Source organism: Streptomyces sp. NPDC040589, assembly GCF_055594445.1.
Map to the genome: position 1 here is coordinate 397,956 of NZ_JBVIWP010000004.1, position 17,185 is coordinate 415,140.

Annotated in this window: 13 protein-coding genes; 5 read left to right on the forward strand and 8 right to left on the reverse strand. The window is 71.1% G+C overall.

Annotation, left to right across the window (positions count from 1 at the left end; genetic code table 11):
* Positions 1-194: 194 nt before the first annotated feature.
* The 8 genes from ACZ58V_RS19720 to ACZ58V_RS19755 all read right to left on the reverse strand — a co-directional run bounded on the left by ACZ58V_RS19720 (position 195) and on the right by ACZ58V_RS19755 (position 11,482).
* A complete protein-coding gene (locus ACZ58V_RS19720) occupies positions 195-1,628 on the reverse strand; it encodes a UDP-glucose dehydrogenase family protein (RefSeq protein ID WP_471291094.1) in 1,434 nt (477 codons plus the stop codon).
* Between the two features lie 50 nt (positions 1,629-1,678).
* A complete protein-coding gene (galE, locus tag ACZ58V_RS19725; protein WP_471291096.1) occupies positions 1,679-2,701 on the reverse strand; it encodes a UDP-glucose 4-epimerase GalE in 1,023 nt (340 codons plus the stop codon).
* A gap of 38 nt (positions 2,702-2,739) precedes the next feature.
* Positions 2,740-4,629, reverse strand: coding sequence for a glycosyltransferase family 2 protein (locus tag ACZ58V_RS19730; RefSeq protein ID WP_468188984.1), 1,890 nt, complete (start codon positions 4,627-4,629; stop codon positions 2,740-2,742).
* 102 nt (positions 4,630-4,731) lie between these two features.
* Positions 4,732-5,826, reverse strand: a complete 1,095-nt coding sequence (locus tag ACZ58V_RS19735; protein ID WP_471291098.1) for a UDP-glucuronic acid decarboxylase family protein — start codon at positions 5,824-5,826, stop codon at positions 4,732-4,734.
* A 459-nt stretch (positions 5,827-6,285) separates the two neighbouring features.
* Positions 6,286-7,164, reverse strand: a complete 879-nt coding sequence (locus tag ACZ58V_RS19740) for a glycoside hydrolase family 26 protein (RefSeq protein WP_471291100.1) — start codon at positions 7,162-7,164, stop codon at positions 6,286-6,288.
* A gap of 207 nt (positions 7,165-7,371) precedes the next feature.
* Positions 7,372-8,889, reverse strand: a complete 1,518-nt coding sequence (gene adh / locus ACZ58V_RS19745) for an aldehyde dehydrogenase (protein ID WP_471291102.1) — start codon at positions 8,887-8,889, stop codon at positions 7,372-7,374.
* Between the two features lie 106 nt (positions 8,890-8,995).
* Positions 8,996-10,246, reverse strand: a complete 1,251-nt coding sequence (locus tag ACZ58V_RS19750; RefSeq protein ID WP_468188994.1) for an AfsR/SARP family transcriptional regulator — start codon at positions 10,244-10,246, stop codon at positions 8,996-8,998.
* 747 nt (positions 10,247-10,993) lie between these two features.
* Complete coding sequence (locus tag ACZ58V_RS19755) at positions 10,994-11,482, reverse strand: hypothetical protein (protein ID WP_189724575.1); 489 nt, start codon at positions 11,480-11,482, stop codon at positions 10,994-10,996.
* 708 nt (positions 11,483-12,190) lie between these two features.
* Here ACZ58V_RS19755 and ACZ58V_RS19760 point away from each other — a divergent pair.
* The 5 genes from ACZ58V_RS19760 (at position 12,191) to ACZ58V_RS19780 (ending at position 17,172) form a co-directional block, all read left to right on the forward strand.
* Positions 12,191-14,056 (forward strand): phage tail sheath subtilisin-like domain-containing protein, encoded by a 1,866-nt coding sequence (locus ACZ58V_RS19760; protein WP_468188997.1) that lies wholly within the window; start codon positions 12,191-12,193, stop codon positions 14,054-14,056.
* 33 nt (positions 14,057-14,089) lie between these two features.
* Positions 14,090-14,614, forward strand: coding sequence for a phage tail protein (locus ACZ58V_RS19765; protein WP_004003113.1), 525 nt, complete (start codon positions 14,090-14,092; stop codon positions 14,612-14,614).
* A gap of 144 nt (positions 14,615-14,758) precedes the next feature.
* Positions 14,759-15,493, forward strand: coding sequence for a T4 family baseplate hub assembly chaperone (locus tag ACZ58V_RS19770; RefSeq protein WP_471291105.1), 735 nt, complete (start codon positions 14,759-14,761; stop codon positions 15,491-15,493).
* A complete protein-coding gene (locus ACZ58V_RS19775) occupies positions 15,486-16,238 on the forward strand; it encodes a hypothetical protein (RefSeq protein ID WP_468189002.1) in 753 nt (250 codons plus the stop codon). The genes ACZ58V_RS19770 and ACZ58V_RS19775 overlap by 8 nt, the downstream gene beginning before the upstream one ends.
* 73 nt (positions 16,239-16,311) lie before the next feature.
* On the forward strand, positions 16,312-17,172 hold the full coding sequence (locus tag ACZ58V_RS19780) for a Pvc16 family protein (RefSeq protein ID WP_471291107.1): 861 nt from the start codon (positions 16,312-16,314) through the stop codon (positions 17,170-17,172).
* Positions 17,173-17,185: the final 13 nt, after the last annotated feature.

Genomic DNA, 17,185 nt, shown 5'->3' on the forward strand with positions numbered 1-17,185 from the left:
GGACCGCCGACGGCATCGGCGATCTCTCCGCGTTACGGGCGTGGCCCGACAGCCTCCGAAGAACCGGCTCACCGCGCGAGCCGCGGCTCGGACGGAGCGAACCGCTGCGGGCGTCCAGGGTGCGGCATGGTTCGGCCTGCCCCACGGTCGAGGATCATGAGCACAGGGCATAGCCGGTGTGTCCGTAGGTGGGTCTATGGCCCGCTGGTCGGCGCAGGGGTCATGGCCGCGGCGCGGTCCGGCTCGGCTACCTGGGACGCGATCGTGGCCCGCAGGTGCTGCCTGGCCTTGGCGTCCGACGGCCGGGCCGATGACGTGGGGCGGCCCAGCGCCTTGACGGTCCAGCCGGCGGCCCGCCACTTGTCGTGCAGGAGGGCGTTCCGCCCGTCGACGAGGACCGGCTCGCGGACCACGCGGGCCAGCTTGGCCGGATCCACCTCGCAGTACTCGTCCCACTCGGTGAGGTGGAGGACGATCTCAGCACCCTCGCAAGCGGTCAGCAGGTCCGAGGTGCAGCGCAGCTCCGAGTGGGCGCGCTGTGCGTTCGCGGCGCCCTGTGGGTCGTGGACTCGGACGTCGGCGCCCTGCCGGTGCAGCGCCGTCGCGACAGCCAACGCCGGCGAGTCGCGCACGTCGTCGCTGTTCGGCTTGAACGTCGCGCCCAGGACGGTCACCCGGCGGCCGGTCAGGTCGCCGCCGGCCATCTGGCGGGCGAGCGCGACGGTCCGGGTCCGCTGGCGCTGGTTGATCTCGTCGACCTGGTCGAGGAAGTCCACCGCCTGACCGATGCCGAGCTCCTGTGCGCGGGCGGAGAACGCCCGGATGTCCTTGGGCAGGCAGCCTCCGCCGAAGCCCAGGCCGGCGTTCAGGAACCGGCGGCCGATCCGGGCGTCGTGGCCGAGGGCGTCGGCGAGGGTCACCACGTCCGCGCCCGCGGCGTCGCAGACCTCGGCCATGGCGTTGATGAAGGAGATCTTCGTGGCGAGGAAGGAGTTGGCCGCGACCTTCACCAGCTCGGCCGTGTTCGGGTCGGTGCTGATGTAGGGGACTCCCGCCTCCAGCATCAGGGCGTACACCTGGCGCAGTGTCTCGTCCGCCTCCTGGCTGGTCACGCCCACGACGAGACGGTCCGGCCGCAGCGTGTCCTCGACCGCGAAGCCCTCGCGCAGGAACTCCGGGTTCCACGCCACTTCCGCCCGCACTCCGACCGGCGCGAGCCCCGCGATGCGAGTGGCCAGCCGCTCGGTCGTGCCCACCGGGACGGTGGACTTTCCGACCACCAGACACGATGCGGGCAGGTGCGGGGCGAGCCCGTCGACGGCGGCGTCCACGTACCGCAGGTCGGCCGCCTGGGAGCCGGCCTGCTGGGGGGTGCCCACGCAGATGAAGTGGACTTCGCCGTGCACCGCCGCGTCGCGCAGGCTGGTGCTGAAGCGCAGGCGCCCGGTGGCGAGCGCCTGGGTCAGAACATCTTCGAAACCCGGTTCGTAGAAGGGTGGTCGGCCTTCGGCGAGGGACGTGATCTTCGCGGCGTCGACATCGACGCCGAGGACATCGTGTCCGATGCCGGCCATGCACGCGGCGTGCACAGCTCCGAGGTATCCCGTACCGATGACGGTCAACCGCATGCGCTGTTCTCCTGTCTGGAGGGGGGAGCTGGGGAGCGTGGCGGAACGTGTCAGTTGACGTAGCCGTACGGGTTCTGCTGCTGGAAATTCCACGCGTCGCGGCACATCGCGGCCAGGTCGCGCCGCGCGCTCCAGCCCCAGGCCCCCGCAACCTTCGCCGGATCGGCGACGAGTTCCGCGACATCGCCGGGCCGGCGCTCGATGACGCGGTGCGGGATCGGCCGCCCCGAGGCTTCCTCGAAGGCGCGCACGAGTTCAAGGACGGAAGCGCCGCGCCCGGTGCCGAGGTTGAAGACCCGCATGCCGGGTTCGTCGTCGATGTGGTCGAGGGCCGCGCGGTGCCCCTCGGCGACGTCGACGACGTGGATGTAGTCGCGCACACCGGTGCCGTCGGGTGTCGGGTAGTCGTTGCCGAAGACGCAGAGCTCGGCACGGCGGCCCACGGCGATCTGGGTCAGGAACGGCATGATGTTGTTCGGCACGCCGCGCGGGTCCTCGCCGAGCAGCCCGGTGGGGTGGGCGCCCGCCGGGTTGAAGTACCGCAGCGCCAGGACCCGTAGGTCGGGGAGATGGCGGCACAGGTCCGCGAGGATTCGTTCACAGGTCCACTTCGTGGTGGCGTACGGGTTCGTCGGCGCGGTCGGGGACTCCTCGGTCAGCGGGACGGTCGTCGCGTCGCCGTAGACCGAGCAGGACGACGAGAACACCAGTCGGTGCACCCCGTGGTCGTGCATCGCCGAGACCAGGGCGATGGTGCCGCTGACGTTGATGTCGTAGTACGTGAGCGGGATCTGCACCGACTCGCCGACGGCCTTCTTGGCGGCGAAGTGGATCACCGCGTCGATCGGGTGGTGCGCGAAGACGGCGTCCAGGGAGCGCCGGTCACGCACGTCGGCGATGTGGGTACCGGCGATCGGGCGGTCCGCGATCTTCGCGACGCGTTCGAGGGCCTCGGGAGAGCTGTTGGAGTGGTCGTCGAGCACGACGACCTCGTGGCCGGAGCGGAGGAGTTCGACACAGGTGTGGCTGCCGATGAAACCGGCGCCGCCGGTGACCAGGACCGTCTGGGGCACGAGGAACCTCATTTCTCGATCGACCGCCGCGGCAGCCGTCACCAGGTGTAGAAGCCGGTGAAATAGACAGGGAAGACGGCGACGGCGAGCGCCAGGGGAAGCAGGGACATCAGACCGGCTACGAGCGGAAGCGCGGCTGTGCGCAGCGCGCGGAAGACGGAGACACCGGTCGCGCGTGCCGTCTCCTTGACGTGCAGCCCGCCGATCGCGAGCGTCACGGCGGTGTACGAGGCGGAACCGAGGATGCACAGGAAGACGTAGCCGACGGCCGGGCCGGTGAACTGGCCGAGCAGAGCCGAGCCCGACAGGAACGTCGTGATCAGCAGGTACGGGGAGACGGCGCGCAGCGGGAGCGGCTCCAGGCCGTCGCGCTTCTTCGGCGTGACCTTGAACGTGATCTGACGGGGTCGCAGCTTCTGCGTCACCGCGGCCAGCACGCCCCACACGACATAGGGCCAGCGGGAGAGCCCGAAGAGCCAGACCTCCCAGCTGAAGATCGCGGCGTCCTTGGGGCGCAGCAGACCACGGCGGCGGCAGAGCAGCGTCAGCAGGATCAGCCAGACGGACATGCTCCAGAAGTGCGCCAGAAACTCGAAGTAGTTGACGTTGATCCAGGGGGCGCCGCTGATCGCGGCGATCGGAGGCAGCAGGATGCCCATGATGGTGGCCACGGCGAGGAGCGGGTAATACATCAGCGCCGCGCTGAAGCGCATCCGCAGTGTGAGGGGCATCCGGCCAAGGTGCCGCGGCAGCATTGCCAGGAGCATCACGGCCAGGCTGCGGGACCACTGGAACTCCTGGGTGATCATCGCGCCGAAGGTGAGAGGCCCCTCGCCGTGAGCCTCCGCGTCGATCGCGAACGCGCCCTGCCAGCCGGCCGAGCTGAGCAGGAAGGTGGTCGAGAAGTCCTCGGCGAGCTCCGGGCCGAGACCGCCGATGTCCCGCAGCGCCTGGGTGCGGACGGCGTAGTGCGAGCCGATGCACACGGGGGCCAGGCCGGCGGAGTGGCCCAGTTGCACGGGCCCGTGGAACATTGCCTCGCGCTGCAGTCTGCCGCGGGCCGCCCATGATTCGTCGGCGTTGGAGTCGCAGATGCTGGGGGCCGCGACGTAGCCGATGGCCGGGTCGGTGAAGGGACGGACGACCTCGGCGAGGTACCGGGGGCCCGGAACGTGGTCGCAGTCGAGCTGGGCGACCACGTCGTAGTGAGCGTAGCCCCAGTGGTCGTAGAAGAATGCGAGGTTGCCCTCTTTGCAGCGCGTGCGCCGCGGCCAGTCGGCCCGGTGGTAGTCGATACGGCCCCTCCGACAGGAGACGCCGACACCGTGGGCCCGGCACCAGTCGGCGATTTCCTCGGTGGGGTCCTCGTCGCACAGCCACACGTCGTAGGCGTGCGGGAAGTCCTGGTCGAGCATTGCCTCCAGGGTGGCGCGGGCGATGTCCCAGCCCTCGGACGGAGCGCGAGTGACCACGAACGCGGTGCGGAGCGCAGGTACCGGATGGGCCGGGTCGAAGCGGCGCATACGGATCAGTGCGACGAGGAAGTGCACCGGCAGGTAGGTGAGGTACAGCAGGAGAGCGCTGTTGATGACCATGCCCGGCCAGCCGATGCGATGGGACGGCTGGAGCCACCAGACCCAGAACCAGGCCAGGCAGGCCGCCCAGCCGAGGGACAGCAGCACGACAAGGAAGCGATCGAAGGGCGAGAACGCCCGCACGAAACTGGAGGGCAGGAAGGTGAGCCGGCGCGCCGGCATCGCGAGGACGGGTCCGTTCGGGCCGATGGAGGCCACCGCACCGTTCGACAGGGCTCGGATCTCATCGCCCAGCGCATGCCACTCCTCCGGTGATCCCGGAGCCGGGGAGGGGAGCGGTGGGTCCTTGACGGTGCCGGTCCCATGGGCGGAACCTTGCTCCAACGACGTCATGGCGGCAAGTTCTCCAGGTTGGGCGACATCGGGCCGTGGTGTGCGGGGGAGGAAACGGGCTGTGGCGGGGCCGGGGCACCGCCCGGCCGGGGCGGACGGGGCTCAGGATCCCGATGTGGACGGCTGGGGTGCGGTGGCCGCCACGCCGATGGGGACGGCCGCAGGGCCGGGGATCGTCTGCGGCGCGTCAGCCGTGGCCGTCGCTGCGGCCAACGGGACCGTCTCGCTCTGGCCGCCGCGGATCGCCGCGGCCAACACGCCGAGCCGGTCGGGGCGGGCGCCGAAGTACGCGACGGTCCGGCTCAGGCCCTCCGTGATGTCGATCTCCGGCTCCCAGCCCAGCACCTCGCGGGCTCGGGTGATCACCGGGCGGCGGCGGACCGGGTCGTCGACCGGCAGAGGGTGGAAGTTCACCTCGGAGGACGAGCCGGTCATCGCCAGCACGATCGCGGCGAGTTCGGAGACGGTGTGTTCGACCGGGTTGCCGAGGTTGAACGGGCCCATCTCGGAGGAGTCGAGGAGGGCGACGAGACCGCGGATCAGGTCGTCCACGAAGCAGAAGCTGCGGGTCTGCTTGCCGTCGCCGTAGATGGTGAGCGGTTCACCGGTCAGAGCCTGGGTGATGAAGCTGGACACCACACGGCCGTCGTGCGGCCGCATCCGCGGGCCGTAGGTGTTGAAGATCCGTGCGATGCCGACGTTGAGGCAGTGCGTGCGGCGGTACGCGGCCGAGACCGCCTCGGCGTATCGTTTCGCCTCGTCGTAGACGCTGCGCGGACCGATGGAGTTGACGTTGCCCCAGTACGTCTCCTCCTGTGGGTGAACCAGGGGATCGCCGTAGATCTCGCTCGTCGACGCGAGGATGAAGCGGGCGTCGTGACGCAGAGCCAGGCGCAGCGCGTTCTCGGTGCCACGGCTGCCGACCGCGAGGGTCTCCAGCGGCTGTCGCAGGTAGTCGGTCGGGGAGGCGGGGGAAGCCAAGTGGGCGACGGCATCGACGCGGCCGGCGACCTCCACGGACACGCTCACGTCGGCGTGCTGGAAGTCGAAGGCCGGGTTGGACAGGAGGTGTGCGATGTTCGCGGGGTCACCCGACGAGAAGTTGTCCAGGCACACCACGGAGTCGCCGCGCTGCAAGAGCGCCTCGCACAGGTGTGACCCAAGGAAACCACCGCCACCGGTCACGGCAACGCGCATGTCTTTCTCCATGAATGAGAAGCGAAATAACCTCACGCCCCGCTCGCTCGGACAGGCGAATGGCGGATGACCGGATGGGCCGACAAACGGAGCTCTCTCGAAACGCAGGATGAGACTATCGACATATGTGCTCATATTTTCGGAGGCGGATTGCTTGCTGGGCTGTTCGGCGGGTGTCGCGCTGGGGAGCGCACGGGGTCACCGCCTGGTCCGGGATTGACCCCGCTTTCGAACGGCGTAATCCGTCAGGATCACACGCAGGTGTGAGTCGGGTTGCGTATGCCTGATCGGCATCCAGGTATTCGCACGAACGTCCTGGGTACGTAAGGTCGTGTTGCCACGCACCAGGCCCGCAGGGACATGCGCACATCGCGGCGACGGATTGGGACGGCGGCCATTGCCGGCCTCACCTCACCTCAGGAATTGCGGCACCGCTCAGCGTGGTTCGCCCGTGCGTGGTCACCCGAACCACTCCATGTAAGCGGCCCGCCCCGAGGCGAACTCCGCCAGTGTGCCGCCGCCCCAGTCGTGGTCGAAGTACGACTGGTACGCGACCTCGCCCCAGGAGAAATACTCGACCATCCGATCGACGTAGTACGGGTTGTCTCCGCCGCCCGCGAATACGTTCCCGCGGCGATACAGACCCCACTCGGAGCACACATTGCGTTTCCCTCGCGCGCGGACGAAGGCCACGTGGGCGTCGAGGCCCGATTCCTGGGACCGGATCCACGACCAGCGGTCGTCCGGGGACACCGTTGGGTCGCCCCACTTGAGGTCGTAGGCGTTCATGCCCAGCCAGTCGACGTACCCGTCCCCCGGGTAATAGTCGACGAAGGCGTGCAGCCGCCGGCCCGGCTGCACCCCGAGTGAGCTCGACAGCTCGAACGTGAAGCACGACCCGGGCGTCGCGCGGAACACGTCGACGACGTGCCGGAACAGAGCGGCGTAGCCCGCCGGGTCGTCCGTCGCCTGCCACGGGCCGATGGCCCGGTTGTTCGGCTCCCAGCCGAGCCGGACGATCGCGTCACCGTGCCCCGACTCCACCAGTGCCCGCGCCGCCCGCCCGTACGCGGCGTCGAACTCACCCGCCACCCCCCGCGCGAACGCTCCCTCGAAACCCTCGACCAGCGGCGGAACCCCGTACACGAACGCCGAGCCCGGGCGTTCGTCCCGCCATGAGCGCCACGGATCGAGCTGATACCGGCACATCGTCACCGGATCGAACTCCGCCCAACTCCTATGCGGCAGGTAGTCGTTGCCGATCTCGACGGGCCGGCCCAGTAGATCCTCGTGCCGCACCGTCGCGGCGATGGCCTCGGCGCCGAACCCCTTGTACACACCCAACAGGGCGCAGGCGGATCCGTCGATGACACACCTCCCGGGGTGCGGAACTGGCTTCGGTCCCGGCCAGGATCCCCGAGTCCGTCACGCTGCCCGGGCACCCCCGGAGCGCGTGTCGCGCCCGGCCGAAGACGGGCAGGGCTGCCGGGCAGGAGAGTGTCCTGCCCGGCAGCCGACATCACTTCTCTGAATTACTCCGTGCCTCTAGAAGAAGCCCAGCTTCTTCGGCGAGTAGCTCACCAGCAGGTTCTTCGTCTGCTGGTAGTGGTCCAGCATCATCTTGTGCGTCTCGCGGCCGATGCCCGACTTCTTGTAGCCGCCGAACGCCGCGTGGGCGGGGTATGCGTGGTAGCAGTTGGTCCAGACCCGGCCCGCCTTGATCTCGCGGCCCAGGCGGTACGCCGTGTTGCCGTCGCGGGTCCAGACGCCGGCGCCCAGGCCGTACAGGGTGTCGTTGGCGAGTTTGAGGGCCTCGTCGACGGAGTCGTAGGTCGTGACCGAGACGACCGGGCCGAAGATCTCCTCCTGGAAGATCCGCATGTCGTTGCTGCCGCGGAAGATGGTCGGCTCGATGTAGTAGCCGCCCTCGAGGCCGGGGACCGCGCGGGGGTTGCCGCCCGTGACGACCTCGGCGCCTTCCTTCCTGCCGATGTCGAGGTAGGAGAGGATCTTCTCGTACTGGTCGTTGCTCGCCTGTGCGCCGATCATGGTGTCCGGGTCCAGCGGGTCGCCGCCGACGATCGCCTGCGTGCGTGCGACACAACGGGCCATGAAGTCCTCGTAGATGGAGGAGTGGATCAGGGCGCGGGACGGGCAGGTGCACACCTCGCCCTGGTTGAGGGCGAACATCACGAAGCCCTCTACGGCCTTGTCCAGGAAGTCGTCGTCCGCGTCCATGACGTCGGGCAGGAAGATGTTCGGGCTCTTGCCGCCCAGCTCCAGGGTGACCGGGATGATGTTCTCGCTCGCGTACTGCATGATCAGGCGGCCGGTCGTCGTCTCCCCGGTGAACGCCACCTTCGCCACGCGCGGGCTGGAGGCCAGCGGCTTGCCCGCTTCGACACCGAAGCCGTTGACCACGTTGACCACGCCCGGCGGGAGCAGGTCGGCGATCAGTTCGATGACGTAGAGCAGGCTGACCGGGGTCTGCTCGGCCGGTTTGATGACGACGCAGTTTCCGGCGGCCAGCGCGGGGGCCAGCTTCCACGTGGCCATCAGGATCGGGAAGTTCCACGGGATGATCTGGCCGACCACGCCCAGCGGCTCGTGGAAGTGGTACGCGACCGTGTCGGCGTCGATCTCCGCGATGCTGCCCTCCTGCGCGCGGACGACACCGGCGAAGTACCGGAAGTGGTCGACGGCCAGCGGGATGTCGGCGGCCAGGGTCTCGCGGACCGGCTTGCCGTTCTCCCAGGTCTCGGCGACCGCGATCTTCTCGAGGTTTTCTTCCAGGCGGTCCGCGATCCTGTTGAGGATGCCCGCGCGTTCCGCGACGGACGTGCGGCCCCATTTGTCGGCCGCCCGGTGCGCTGCGTCCAGGGCCAAGTCGACGTCGGCCGCGGAGGAGCGGGCCACCTCGCAGAAGACCTTGCCGGTCACGGGGCTCGGGTTCTCGAAGTAGCGGCCCTCGACCGGGGCGACGAAGTCACCGCCGATGAAGTTGTCGTAGCGCCGGGCGAAGTTGACGATGCTGCCGTCGGTTCCTGGCTGCGCGTACACCATGGCGGCTCTCCTCGGTGAAGGGCGGTGACGGGTGACGCCCTTCACTGTGCTCCCGCGAGGTTGGCGCAAGGTTGGCGCCGCGGGACCGGGCAGCTGCGCGGAGGCGTCAGTCGCGCAGAGCGGTGGTCAGCCGGCCCGCGGCGATCGCGCGGCGGGTGTCGTCCGGGCCGAGCAGCCGTAGCGCGTGCTCGTGGATCTCCGCGTCGTACGGGGCCCGTTCGCCGTAGCGCAGGGCGTGGTCCGGGCGGGTGCTCGCCAGCACGGCCTCGCGTACGGCCACTTCGATGCGGGTGCGCCACTCCTCGATGCCGGGTGCCTCGGAACGGGGAAGCAGTGGACCGCCGTAGTGGCGCAGGGCGGTGTCCGTGTCGCCCTGCGCCATCGCGCGCAGGACGTCGGCGGCGTCGCAGGACACCGGGGTCGTCAAGGCGTAGCGGCGGGGGGCGATGCCGCCGCCGAGGGCGCGGCGCAGGTGCGAGATCTCGGCCTTGAAGGTGGACGCGGTGACGGGCCGGTCGCCGTACAGGGCGGCGCGCAGCCGCTCCGGGGTGAAGCCGTCGGGTTCGAGCGCGAGCAGGGTGAGGATCTCCACCTGGCGGGGGCGCAGGGGGAGGTGCCGTCCGTCCGGTACGGCCTGTACGGCCTGTTCGGCGCCCAGGCAGGTGAGCCGCAGCCGGGACAGTCGGCTCGGCCGGCCCGGGCCGTTGTGTTCCGTCGTGAGGCGGGCCTCGATGGTGGACACCAGCGTCCGTACGGTGGACATGGCCAGGGGGTGCGAGCGGTCCCAGGTGGTGGACAGGTCCAGTACGCCGAGGACCCGGCCGTCCGGGCCGTGCACCGGGGCGCAATAGCAGACCCAGCCGTGCAGGGCCGACACCAGGTGCTCGGCGGAGAAGACGGAACTGGGGCGGCCGGTACGCAGGGCGAGGGACAGGGCGTTGGTGCCCATGGCCTGCTCGTCCCACCGGCCGCCCGGCGCGAAGTTGACCCGCTCGGCCTTGCGGCGCATCGTCGGGCCGCCGCAGGTCCACAGGATGGTGCCGGACTCGTCGGTGACCGCCGTGACGAACCCGGCGTCCTCGGCGATGCTGTGCAGTTCGCCGGCGAGGCCGGAGACCGGCCGGTACAGCGGTGAGGACGTCCAACGCTGGTGCACCGGGCCGCCGTCGGTGACCGGGGCGCTGTCCCGGCCGGGGTCCACGCTGCCCAGGGAGCGCGCCCAGGACTCGGTCACCTCGTGGCGCAACGCCGCGCTGCCGCCCGGCCGCGTGCCGGGGACGCTCAGCCGCGGTACCCAGTGGGACCACTCGTGCTCCAGCACGGCCCTGCGCTGCCGGAGGTCAGGGCGCTGTGACATGGCCTCTCCCTGCGGTCGTACCGGTTCTCGGCGTGAGGCCAGTGTTACCGGATGCGCCGGGCCCGGTCGAGGAAACCGGCGGACCGGGGGCCGGGGTTCCGGATGACTGGCCGGGAAGTGACGCTGCTCTGAACGGGCGACCGCCTGACTGGATGTTTGTCCGGACCCCGCGTGCCGCCGTACGGGTGACGGGTTCACTCGACCCGACGGACGGCGTCCCGCCCGCGTACCACCGGCGCGCGGCGTGGCGTTGCCCTGGCATGGACAGCACTGCGACGGCGCGGCGCCTGCTCGGGAACGACGCCGCGCCCCGGCCGTACGCCGAACTCACCAGCGGATACTCGGGTCATCCGCCGATCTACGCGGCCCTGGTCGCCGAATGGGAGGCGAGGGGCCACACCGTCCCGGAGCACCGTGACGGCCAGTGGGTCTCCTTCGCCGCGCCGACCGAGAGCGAGACCTGGACCGCCGTCCCCGCGTGGCACACCGGCCCGCATCTGGGCCCGGTCGTCCCTTCCGGCGCGCAACCGGCCACCGGCCGCCACCCGGGCCAGGTCGGCTCTGCGGGAGTTCCCCCGGCCCCCGGCAGGCGCACAGGCCCGGTGGTGCCTCCCGCCGTATATCCGACCCCTGGTCGGCGCACAGGCCCGGACGTGTCTCCCGCGGTACATCCGGCTCCCGGTCGGCCCGCGGGCCCGGCCGCCGATCGGATCCCGGCAACCCCGGCCGCTCCCCTCGGCGTCCGCCTCACCAGCCGTCAAGCGCCACCGGCTCCGCGCTGACCGGTGCCAGTACCGCGAGGGTGCCCGTGGCCTCGCGCAGGGCCGACTCGAGGGTGCCGGGGGAGTGCAGGGCGCCGGTGCCGTCCGGCGGCACGAGCCACTCCAGGCGACCGGCGGGCCGGTACGGCGGCGGTACCGCGACCCAGGAACCACGGCCGACGTGCCGGACCCCGAACCCGACCCACTCGCTGACGGGGTCGGGCGGCAGGAAGAAGCCCACTCTGCGCGCCGTGCAGTCCACCAGGGTGGGGCCCGGCACCTTCAGCGGGTCGCGCCACAGATAGTCCAGGGCGAGCAGGCCGAGCCGGTCGGGAACGCTCAGCACGTCCCAGTACCGCCCGGCCTCCACGAGAACCGTGCCCGCGCCGTAGTCCCACTCCCGCTTGCACTCCTGGGGGTCCGTGGCGGCCGCGGCGAGCCACTCGACGGCTTGCTTCCACATGACGCTCTGCATGGCCACCCCAGGCACAGTCGGCGCGCCCCCGAAGGACGCACGCGGGACACGGGCCGGTGGCCCGCGGGAATCCGGGAGATCCGCGGTGCCGATCCGGCCCCAGTCATGCTCGTAGATATTTCTAGGCGCCGGAAGGGGTGGCGTGGCCTGGCGTTTGGGTCGGGCATGTCCCGGTCGAAAGAGGGCACTCGAAGACGCGTCACGTAAGGCCGCGGTCAACTCCGTGCCCGTCCATGCCGCCCATACGAAACCGGCCACTGGCCGATGAACGGCTCGGGGAGAACTCGGGGAGCGTGCTGGGCGGATGGGCCGCCGTCGCCGGAGTGGCGCGGCTCCCAGGCATGCCCGCAGCCCCGCGTTCACACCCGCTGTGCACGAGGTGTGGACCAGTCCACGAGGGCGCGCGGGCAGGATGTGCGAATCAGGGAAGTTTGCCTTCACAAAACCTTCCACCCTGCTGGCCAGAACCTGCCTTGTTCGGTCAACTCCGAACGCACCAAGGTGGATTGAGCACTTGAGCATCAGGAGTCACAAGCGCGCTGCTTGACCTGTGCGACCGAACCGCGCGGGTACTGACGGGGGAACTGATGAAGTGCGCGTGCCCACCGCCGACGCTCGGGGGCAGTTCCTCGCGCACGTCCGGAACGTCTCTCCCTCACCGTCTCTTGGTGCCTTCATCCGGTGCCCGAGACAGGGATAGGAGGGGGAATGCCGATGAGTGCAGTGAGCGCCGCCAAGCCGACGTATCCCGGTGTCTACGTCGAAGAGCTTCCCAGCAGCACCCGCACCATCTCGACCCTGACCACTTCGGTGACCGCCTTCGTGGGACACACCCGCCGCGGTCCGCTGAACGAGCCGGTGCGCGTCACCAGCTTCACGGAGTTCGAGCGCCGCTTCGGGGGATTGAGCGCGCAGAGCGCCGTCGGCTACGCCGTTCACCAGTTCTTCGGCAACGGCGGCACCGTCGCCGTGATCGTCCGGGTCGCCAAGGCCGGCAGCGGCCAGGCCGCCTGCGTCACGCTGGAGTCCACCGAGGGCCACAGCGAGTGCGACGTCCTCAAGGTGCACGCCAAGGAACCCGGCGTGTGGGGCAACGGCCTGCGCGTCGCCGTCGACTACGACACGCCCTGCCCCGAGGAGACCTTCAACCTGCGCGTCCACGACGCCAAGGGCGAGGCCCGCGAGAGCTTCACCGGTCTGTCCGCCGACCCGTCCAACGGCCGGTACGTGCAGACCGTCGTCAACGCCGGCTCCCGGCTGATCCGCGTCGAGGTCGTCGGCGAGGGCCGGCCCGACCCGTCCGGCACCGTCTCCAAGCCGTTCGGGCACGAGCTGCCCGACCTCGCCGTCGACCTCACCGTCAAGATCGGCGACGTCGAGCGGGAGTTCACGCTCCACGACCCCGACTGTGACGGCGAGGCTCCGAGCTCCGTCGCCGAGCTGGCGCTGCTGCTGGAGCGCAAGCTGCGCGCCCTGCCCGACGCGCCCGGCAAGCACGCCTTCGCGGGCGCCGAGGTCACCGCCTTCGGCCGGCGCGTCCAGGTCGTCGCGGGCTCCACCGACCCCGAGGACGTCGTCCGCTTCCTCGGCGAGTGCGCCAACGACCTCGGCCTCGAGGCCTCCGTCAACCCGCCCGTCTTCCCGCTGGAGGGCGGCGAGGACGGCGAGGCGCCCGGCCCGCGCGACCTCATCGGCTCCGAGGCCGACAAGTCCGGCATCCAGGCGCTGCGCGGCGTCGCCGACGTCAACCTCCTCGTGCTGCCCGAACTCGCGGCGTACGAGAAGGCGGAGGACGCCCTCACCGTCGTCTCGGCCGCCCAGCGCCTGTGCCAGGAGCGGCGGATCTTCCTGCTCGTCGACGCGCCGAGCACCTGGGTCAGCGTGGACACGGCCCGTGCCGGGCTCGCCGCGTTCGACGCCGTCCGCGGCAACCACGCGGGCCTGTACTTCCCGCACCTCCAGCTCACCGACCCGCTCACCGGCCGGCTGCGCTCCTTCCCGCCGTCCGGCGCGGTCGCGGGCGTCATCGCCCGTACGGACTCCGAGCGCGGCGTGTGGAAGGCCCCGGCCGGCACCGAGGCGCGGCTCGCGGGCGTGCACTCGCTCACGGTCAACCTCACCGACCGCGAGACCGGCCTGCTCAACCCGCTCGGCGTCAACGTCCTGCGGACGTTCCCGGTGACCGGCCCGGTCGTCTGGGGCGCGCGCACGCTGGAGGGCTCCGACGCCCTCGACAGCGAGTGGAAGTACGTGCCGGTGCGGCGGCTCGCTCTGCACGTCGAGGAGAGCCTCCAACGGGGCCTGCAGTGGGTGGTGTTCGAGCCCAACGACGAGAACCTGTGGCAGCAGATCCGCCTCAGCGCCTCCTCCTACCTGCACACGCTCTTCCGCCAAGGCGCCTTCAAGGGCGGCACACCGCGCGAGGCCTACTTCGTCAAGTGCGACAGCGACACCACGACCGGCGAGGACATCGAGAACGGCATCGTCAACGTCCTGGTCGGCATCGCGCCGGTCCGCCCGGCCGAGTTCGTGGTCGTCAAGATCCAGCAGACGTCCGGGCAGTTCGCGCTCTAAGGAACGCTCCAAGGAATCCCTGAGGACATTTCGATGGCAGAGTTCACGGTCAACGCCCATCGTTTCGACCCGTACAAGAACTTCAAGTTCCTGGTCCTGTGGGACGGTCGGACGGTCGCGGGCATCAGCAAGATCAGTCCGCTGAAGCGGACCACCGAGGTGGTCAAGCACCGCCACGGCGGCGACCCCTCGTCTCCGCGCAAGTCGCCGGGCCGCTCCGAGTTCGAGGGCATCACCCTGGAGCGCGGCGTCACGCACGACCCCGAGTTCGACCGCTGGGCCAACAAGGTCTGGCAGGTCGGCGCGGGCCTCGGCTCCGAGGTGTCCCTCGCGGACTTCCGCAAGGACATCGTCATCCAGGTCCTCAACGAGGCCGGCCAGGTCGCCGTCTCGCACAAGCTGTACCGGACCTGGCCGAGTGAGTACCAGGTCCTCGGCGAACTGGACGCCAACGCCAACGCGGTGGCCATCCAGTCGCTGAAGCTCGAGTGCGAGGGCTGGGAGCGGGACTACGAGGTGCCCGAGCCGGAGGAGCCCTCGTTTCTGAACCCGGCGTAGCGCTCCGCGGGGAGTGCCGCGATCGGCCGTCTGTTGTCTGCCGGCGCGTCGTGGCTGGTCGCGGAGTTCCCCGCGCCCCTTTGGGGGCGCTGCTGAACCGCGTGGGTTCATGGGAACTGTTCGGACACTGGCAAGGGGGGACAGATGGCGATGACGCGGGCGGCCGACGTCCTGGCCACCTGGGAGTCCGGGCTCGGCCAGGCCCCGGCCGGGCGAGCGGTGCTGTTGCACCGGGCCGCCCGGCCGGACCTGGGCGGCGATCAGCAGGCGCTGCTGTCGCTCCCGGTGGGGGAGCGGGAGGCGGATCTGTTCGCCCTGCGCCGGGCCCTGTTCGGCGAGCGGATGCAGGTGCGCCTGGACTGCTCGGCGTGCGGCGCGGACATGGAGTTCGAGCTGGACGCCGGGGAGTTCGCCCGCACCCTGGCCGACCGGGGCGATCCGCTGGTGCGGGTCGCCGAGGACGGCTGGGAGGTCGAGTTCCGGATGCCCGGCGTCGCCGACCTGACGGCGGCGGCCCGGGCGGCCGACCCGCGCGGCGTGCTGCTGGCGCGGTGTGTGGTGAGCGCTGTACACGATGGGGAGTCCGTGTCCGCGGACACGCTGCCCGTCGCCGTACAGCGGCGGATCGCCGAGGCGGCGCAGGCCGCCGACCCGGGGGCCGACGTCACGCTCGCCATCGCCTGCCCCGAATGCGGGGAGCCCACCCGGGCCGAGCTGGACATCGCCTCCTACCTGTGGACCGAACTGGACGCCTGGGCCCGGGACCTCCTGCTCGACGTCCATCTGCTCGCCACCGCCTACGGCTGGAGCGAGCCGGAGATCCTGGCGCTCAGCCCGCTGCGGCGCCGTTACTACCTGGAGCTGTGTGCGGATGTCTGACTCCACCTCGCAAGGGCGGCCGGAGCCCGACTTCCTCGACCGGCTGCTCGCCCGGCACGCGACGCCCGCCGCGCGGCGGCCCGGAGTGGTGCGCGTACGGCCGCGGCTGGCCGGTCCGTTCGAACGCGTCGAGGCGGTACGGGCCGCCGCACCGGACCCGGACGGCACCGAGCCGCTGTGGCCCGTCGCCGCCCCGGCCGCCGTCACCCGGCCGGACGGGACGCGCCCGGCGGCCCGCGAGGTCGTCCGTACGGAACGGGAACGGACGGTCGTACGGACCGAGCCCGCCCCGGCACCCGACGGGCCCGCACGTCGTCCGGCCCGGCCGGCCGAGTCCGACGGGCCGCTGCTGCGTCCCGTCACCCCCACGGGCCCCGTACTGCGGCCGGTCCCCGACACCGCGCGCCGCGCGGCGGGCCGGGGCCGTACCGAGCGGGCGGCCCCCACGAACGCGGCGTCCGTGCCGACCCCCCCTGGTGCGGACGCCGCCTCCCCCGCCGCCGTGTCCGCCCCGCTGCTCCCCAGCGCGGCGGACACGGCGGCCGCACGGGACGCCGTCCGGCAGGCGGCGGCCCGCCGTCCCGGGCGCCCGGCCGAGCAGGTGGTGCAGGTGCAGATCGGGCGGCTGGAGGTCACCGCGGGCGGGGCGCCGCAGGGCGGTGGCGACAGGCCCCGGCCACGGGACGCGGAGCGGCCCCGGGCCGCGGTCAGCCTGGCGGACTATCTGGCCAGGGGACGCGAGTGAGTGAGCGGCGACGGCACGGCAGCCGTACGACGAGACAGACCAGGACGAGGAGAGGGACCGAGGAACCGACGCCATGAGCAACGCACTTGCCCTCGCCCACGTCACCCAGGCCCTCGCCCTGCTGATCGAGGCCAACCTTCCGCCGGACATCGACATCGCGGTGAAGGTCGAGCCGCGCAAGCCGCCGGCCGACCCGCCTCTCGAGCCGACCATCACCGTGTTCCTGTACCAGGTCACGCCCAACACCTCGCAGCGCAACAACGACCTGCCGGTCCGGGCGTCCGACGGGACACTGGTCCGGCGGCCGGCCGCCGCCCTCGACCTGCACTACCTGATCAGCGCGTACGGCGAGGAGGCGGAACTGGTCGGGCAGCGCCTGATCGGCTCGGTGGTGCGCACTCTGCACGAGATACCCGTACTGCCCAGGGACATCATCGAACTCGCCGGTCAGCGGCCGCACTTGAACGGGAGCGACCTCGCCGAGGCGGTGCAGCGGGTGCGGTTCACGCCGACGGCGATGGACGTCGACGAGACGTCCAAGCTGTGGGGGATGCTCCACCAGACGCCGTACACCCTGTCGGTCGTCTACCAGGCGGTCCTGGTCCTCATCGACGGGCGCGAGACGCCGGTGCCGGCGAAGCGGGTGGAGCGGCCGGAGGTGCGGGTGCTGCCGTTCGGGGCGCCCGGTGCGCCGGAGCCGACTGCGGCGTCGGCGCCCGACGGTCTGCCCTCGGAGGGTGCCGCGGAGCCGTCCGACGTGCCTGCGAAGGCCGTCGCCAAGACACCGGCGAGGACGCCCGCGAAGGCGCCTCGGGGTCGTAAGCCCGCGCCGCCCGCCAGGGCCGCGAAGAAGACGGCCCCCAAGTCCGCCAAGTCCCCGCAGACCCGGTCGGCGGCGGAGAACACGGACGGCGACGAGGACACGGAGAACTGAGGCCCATGGGAGC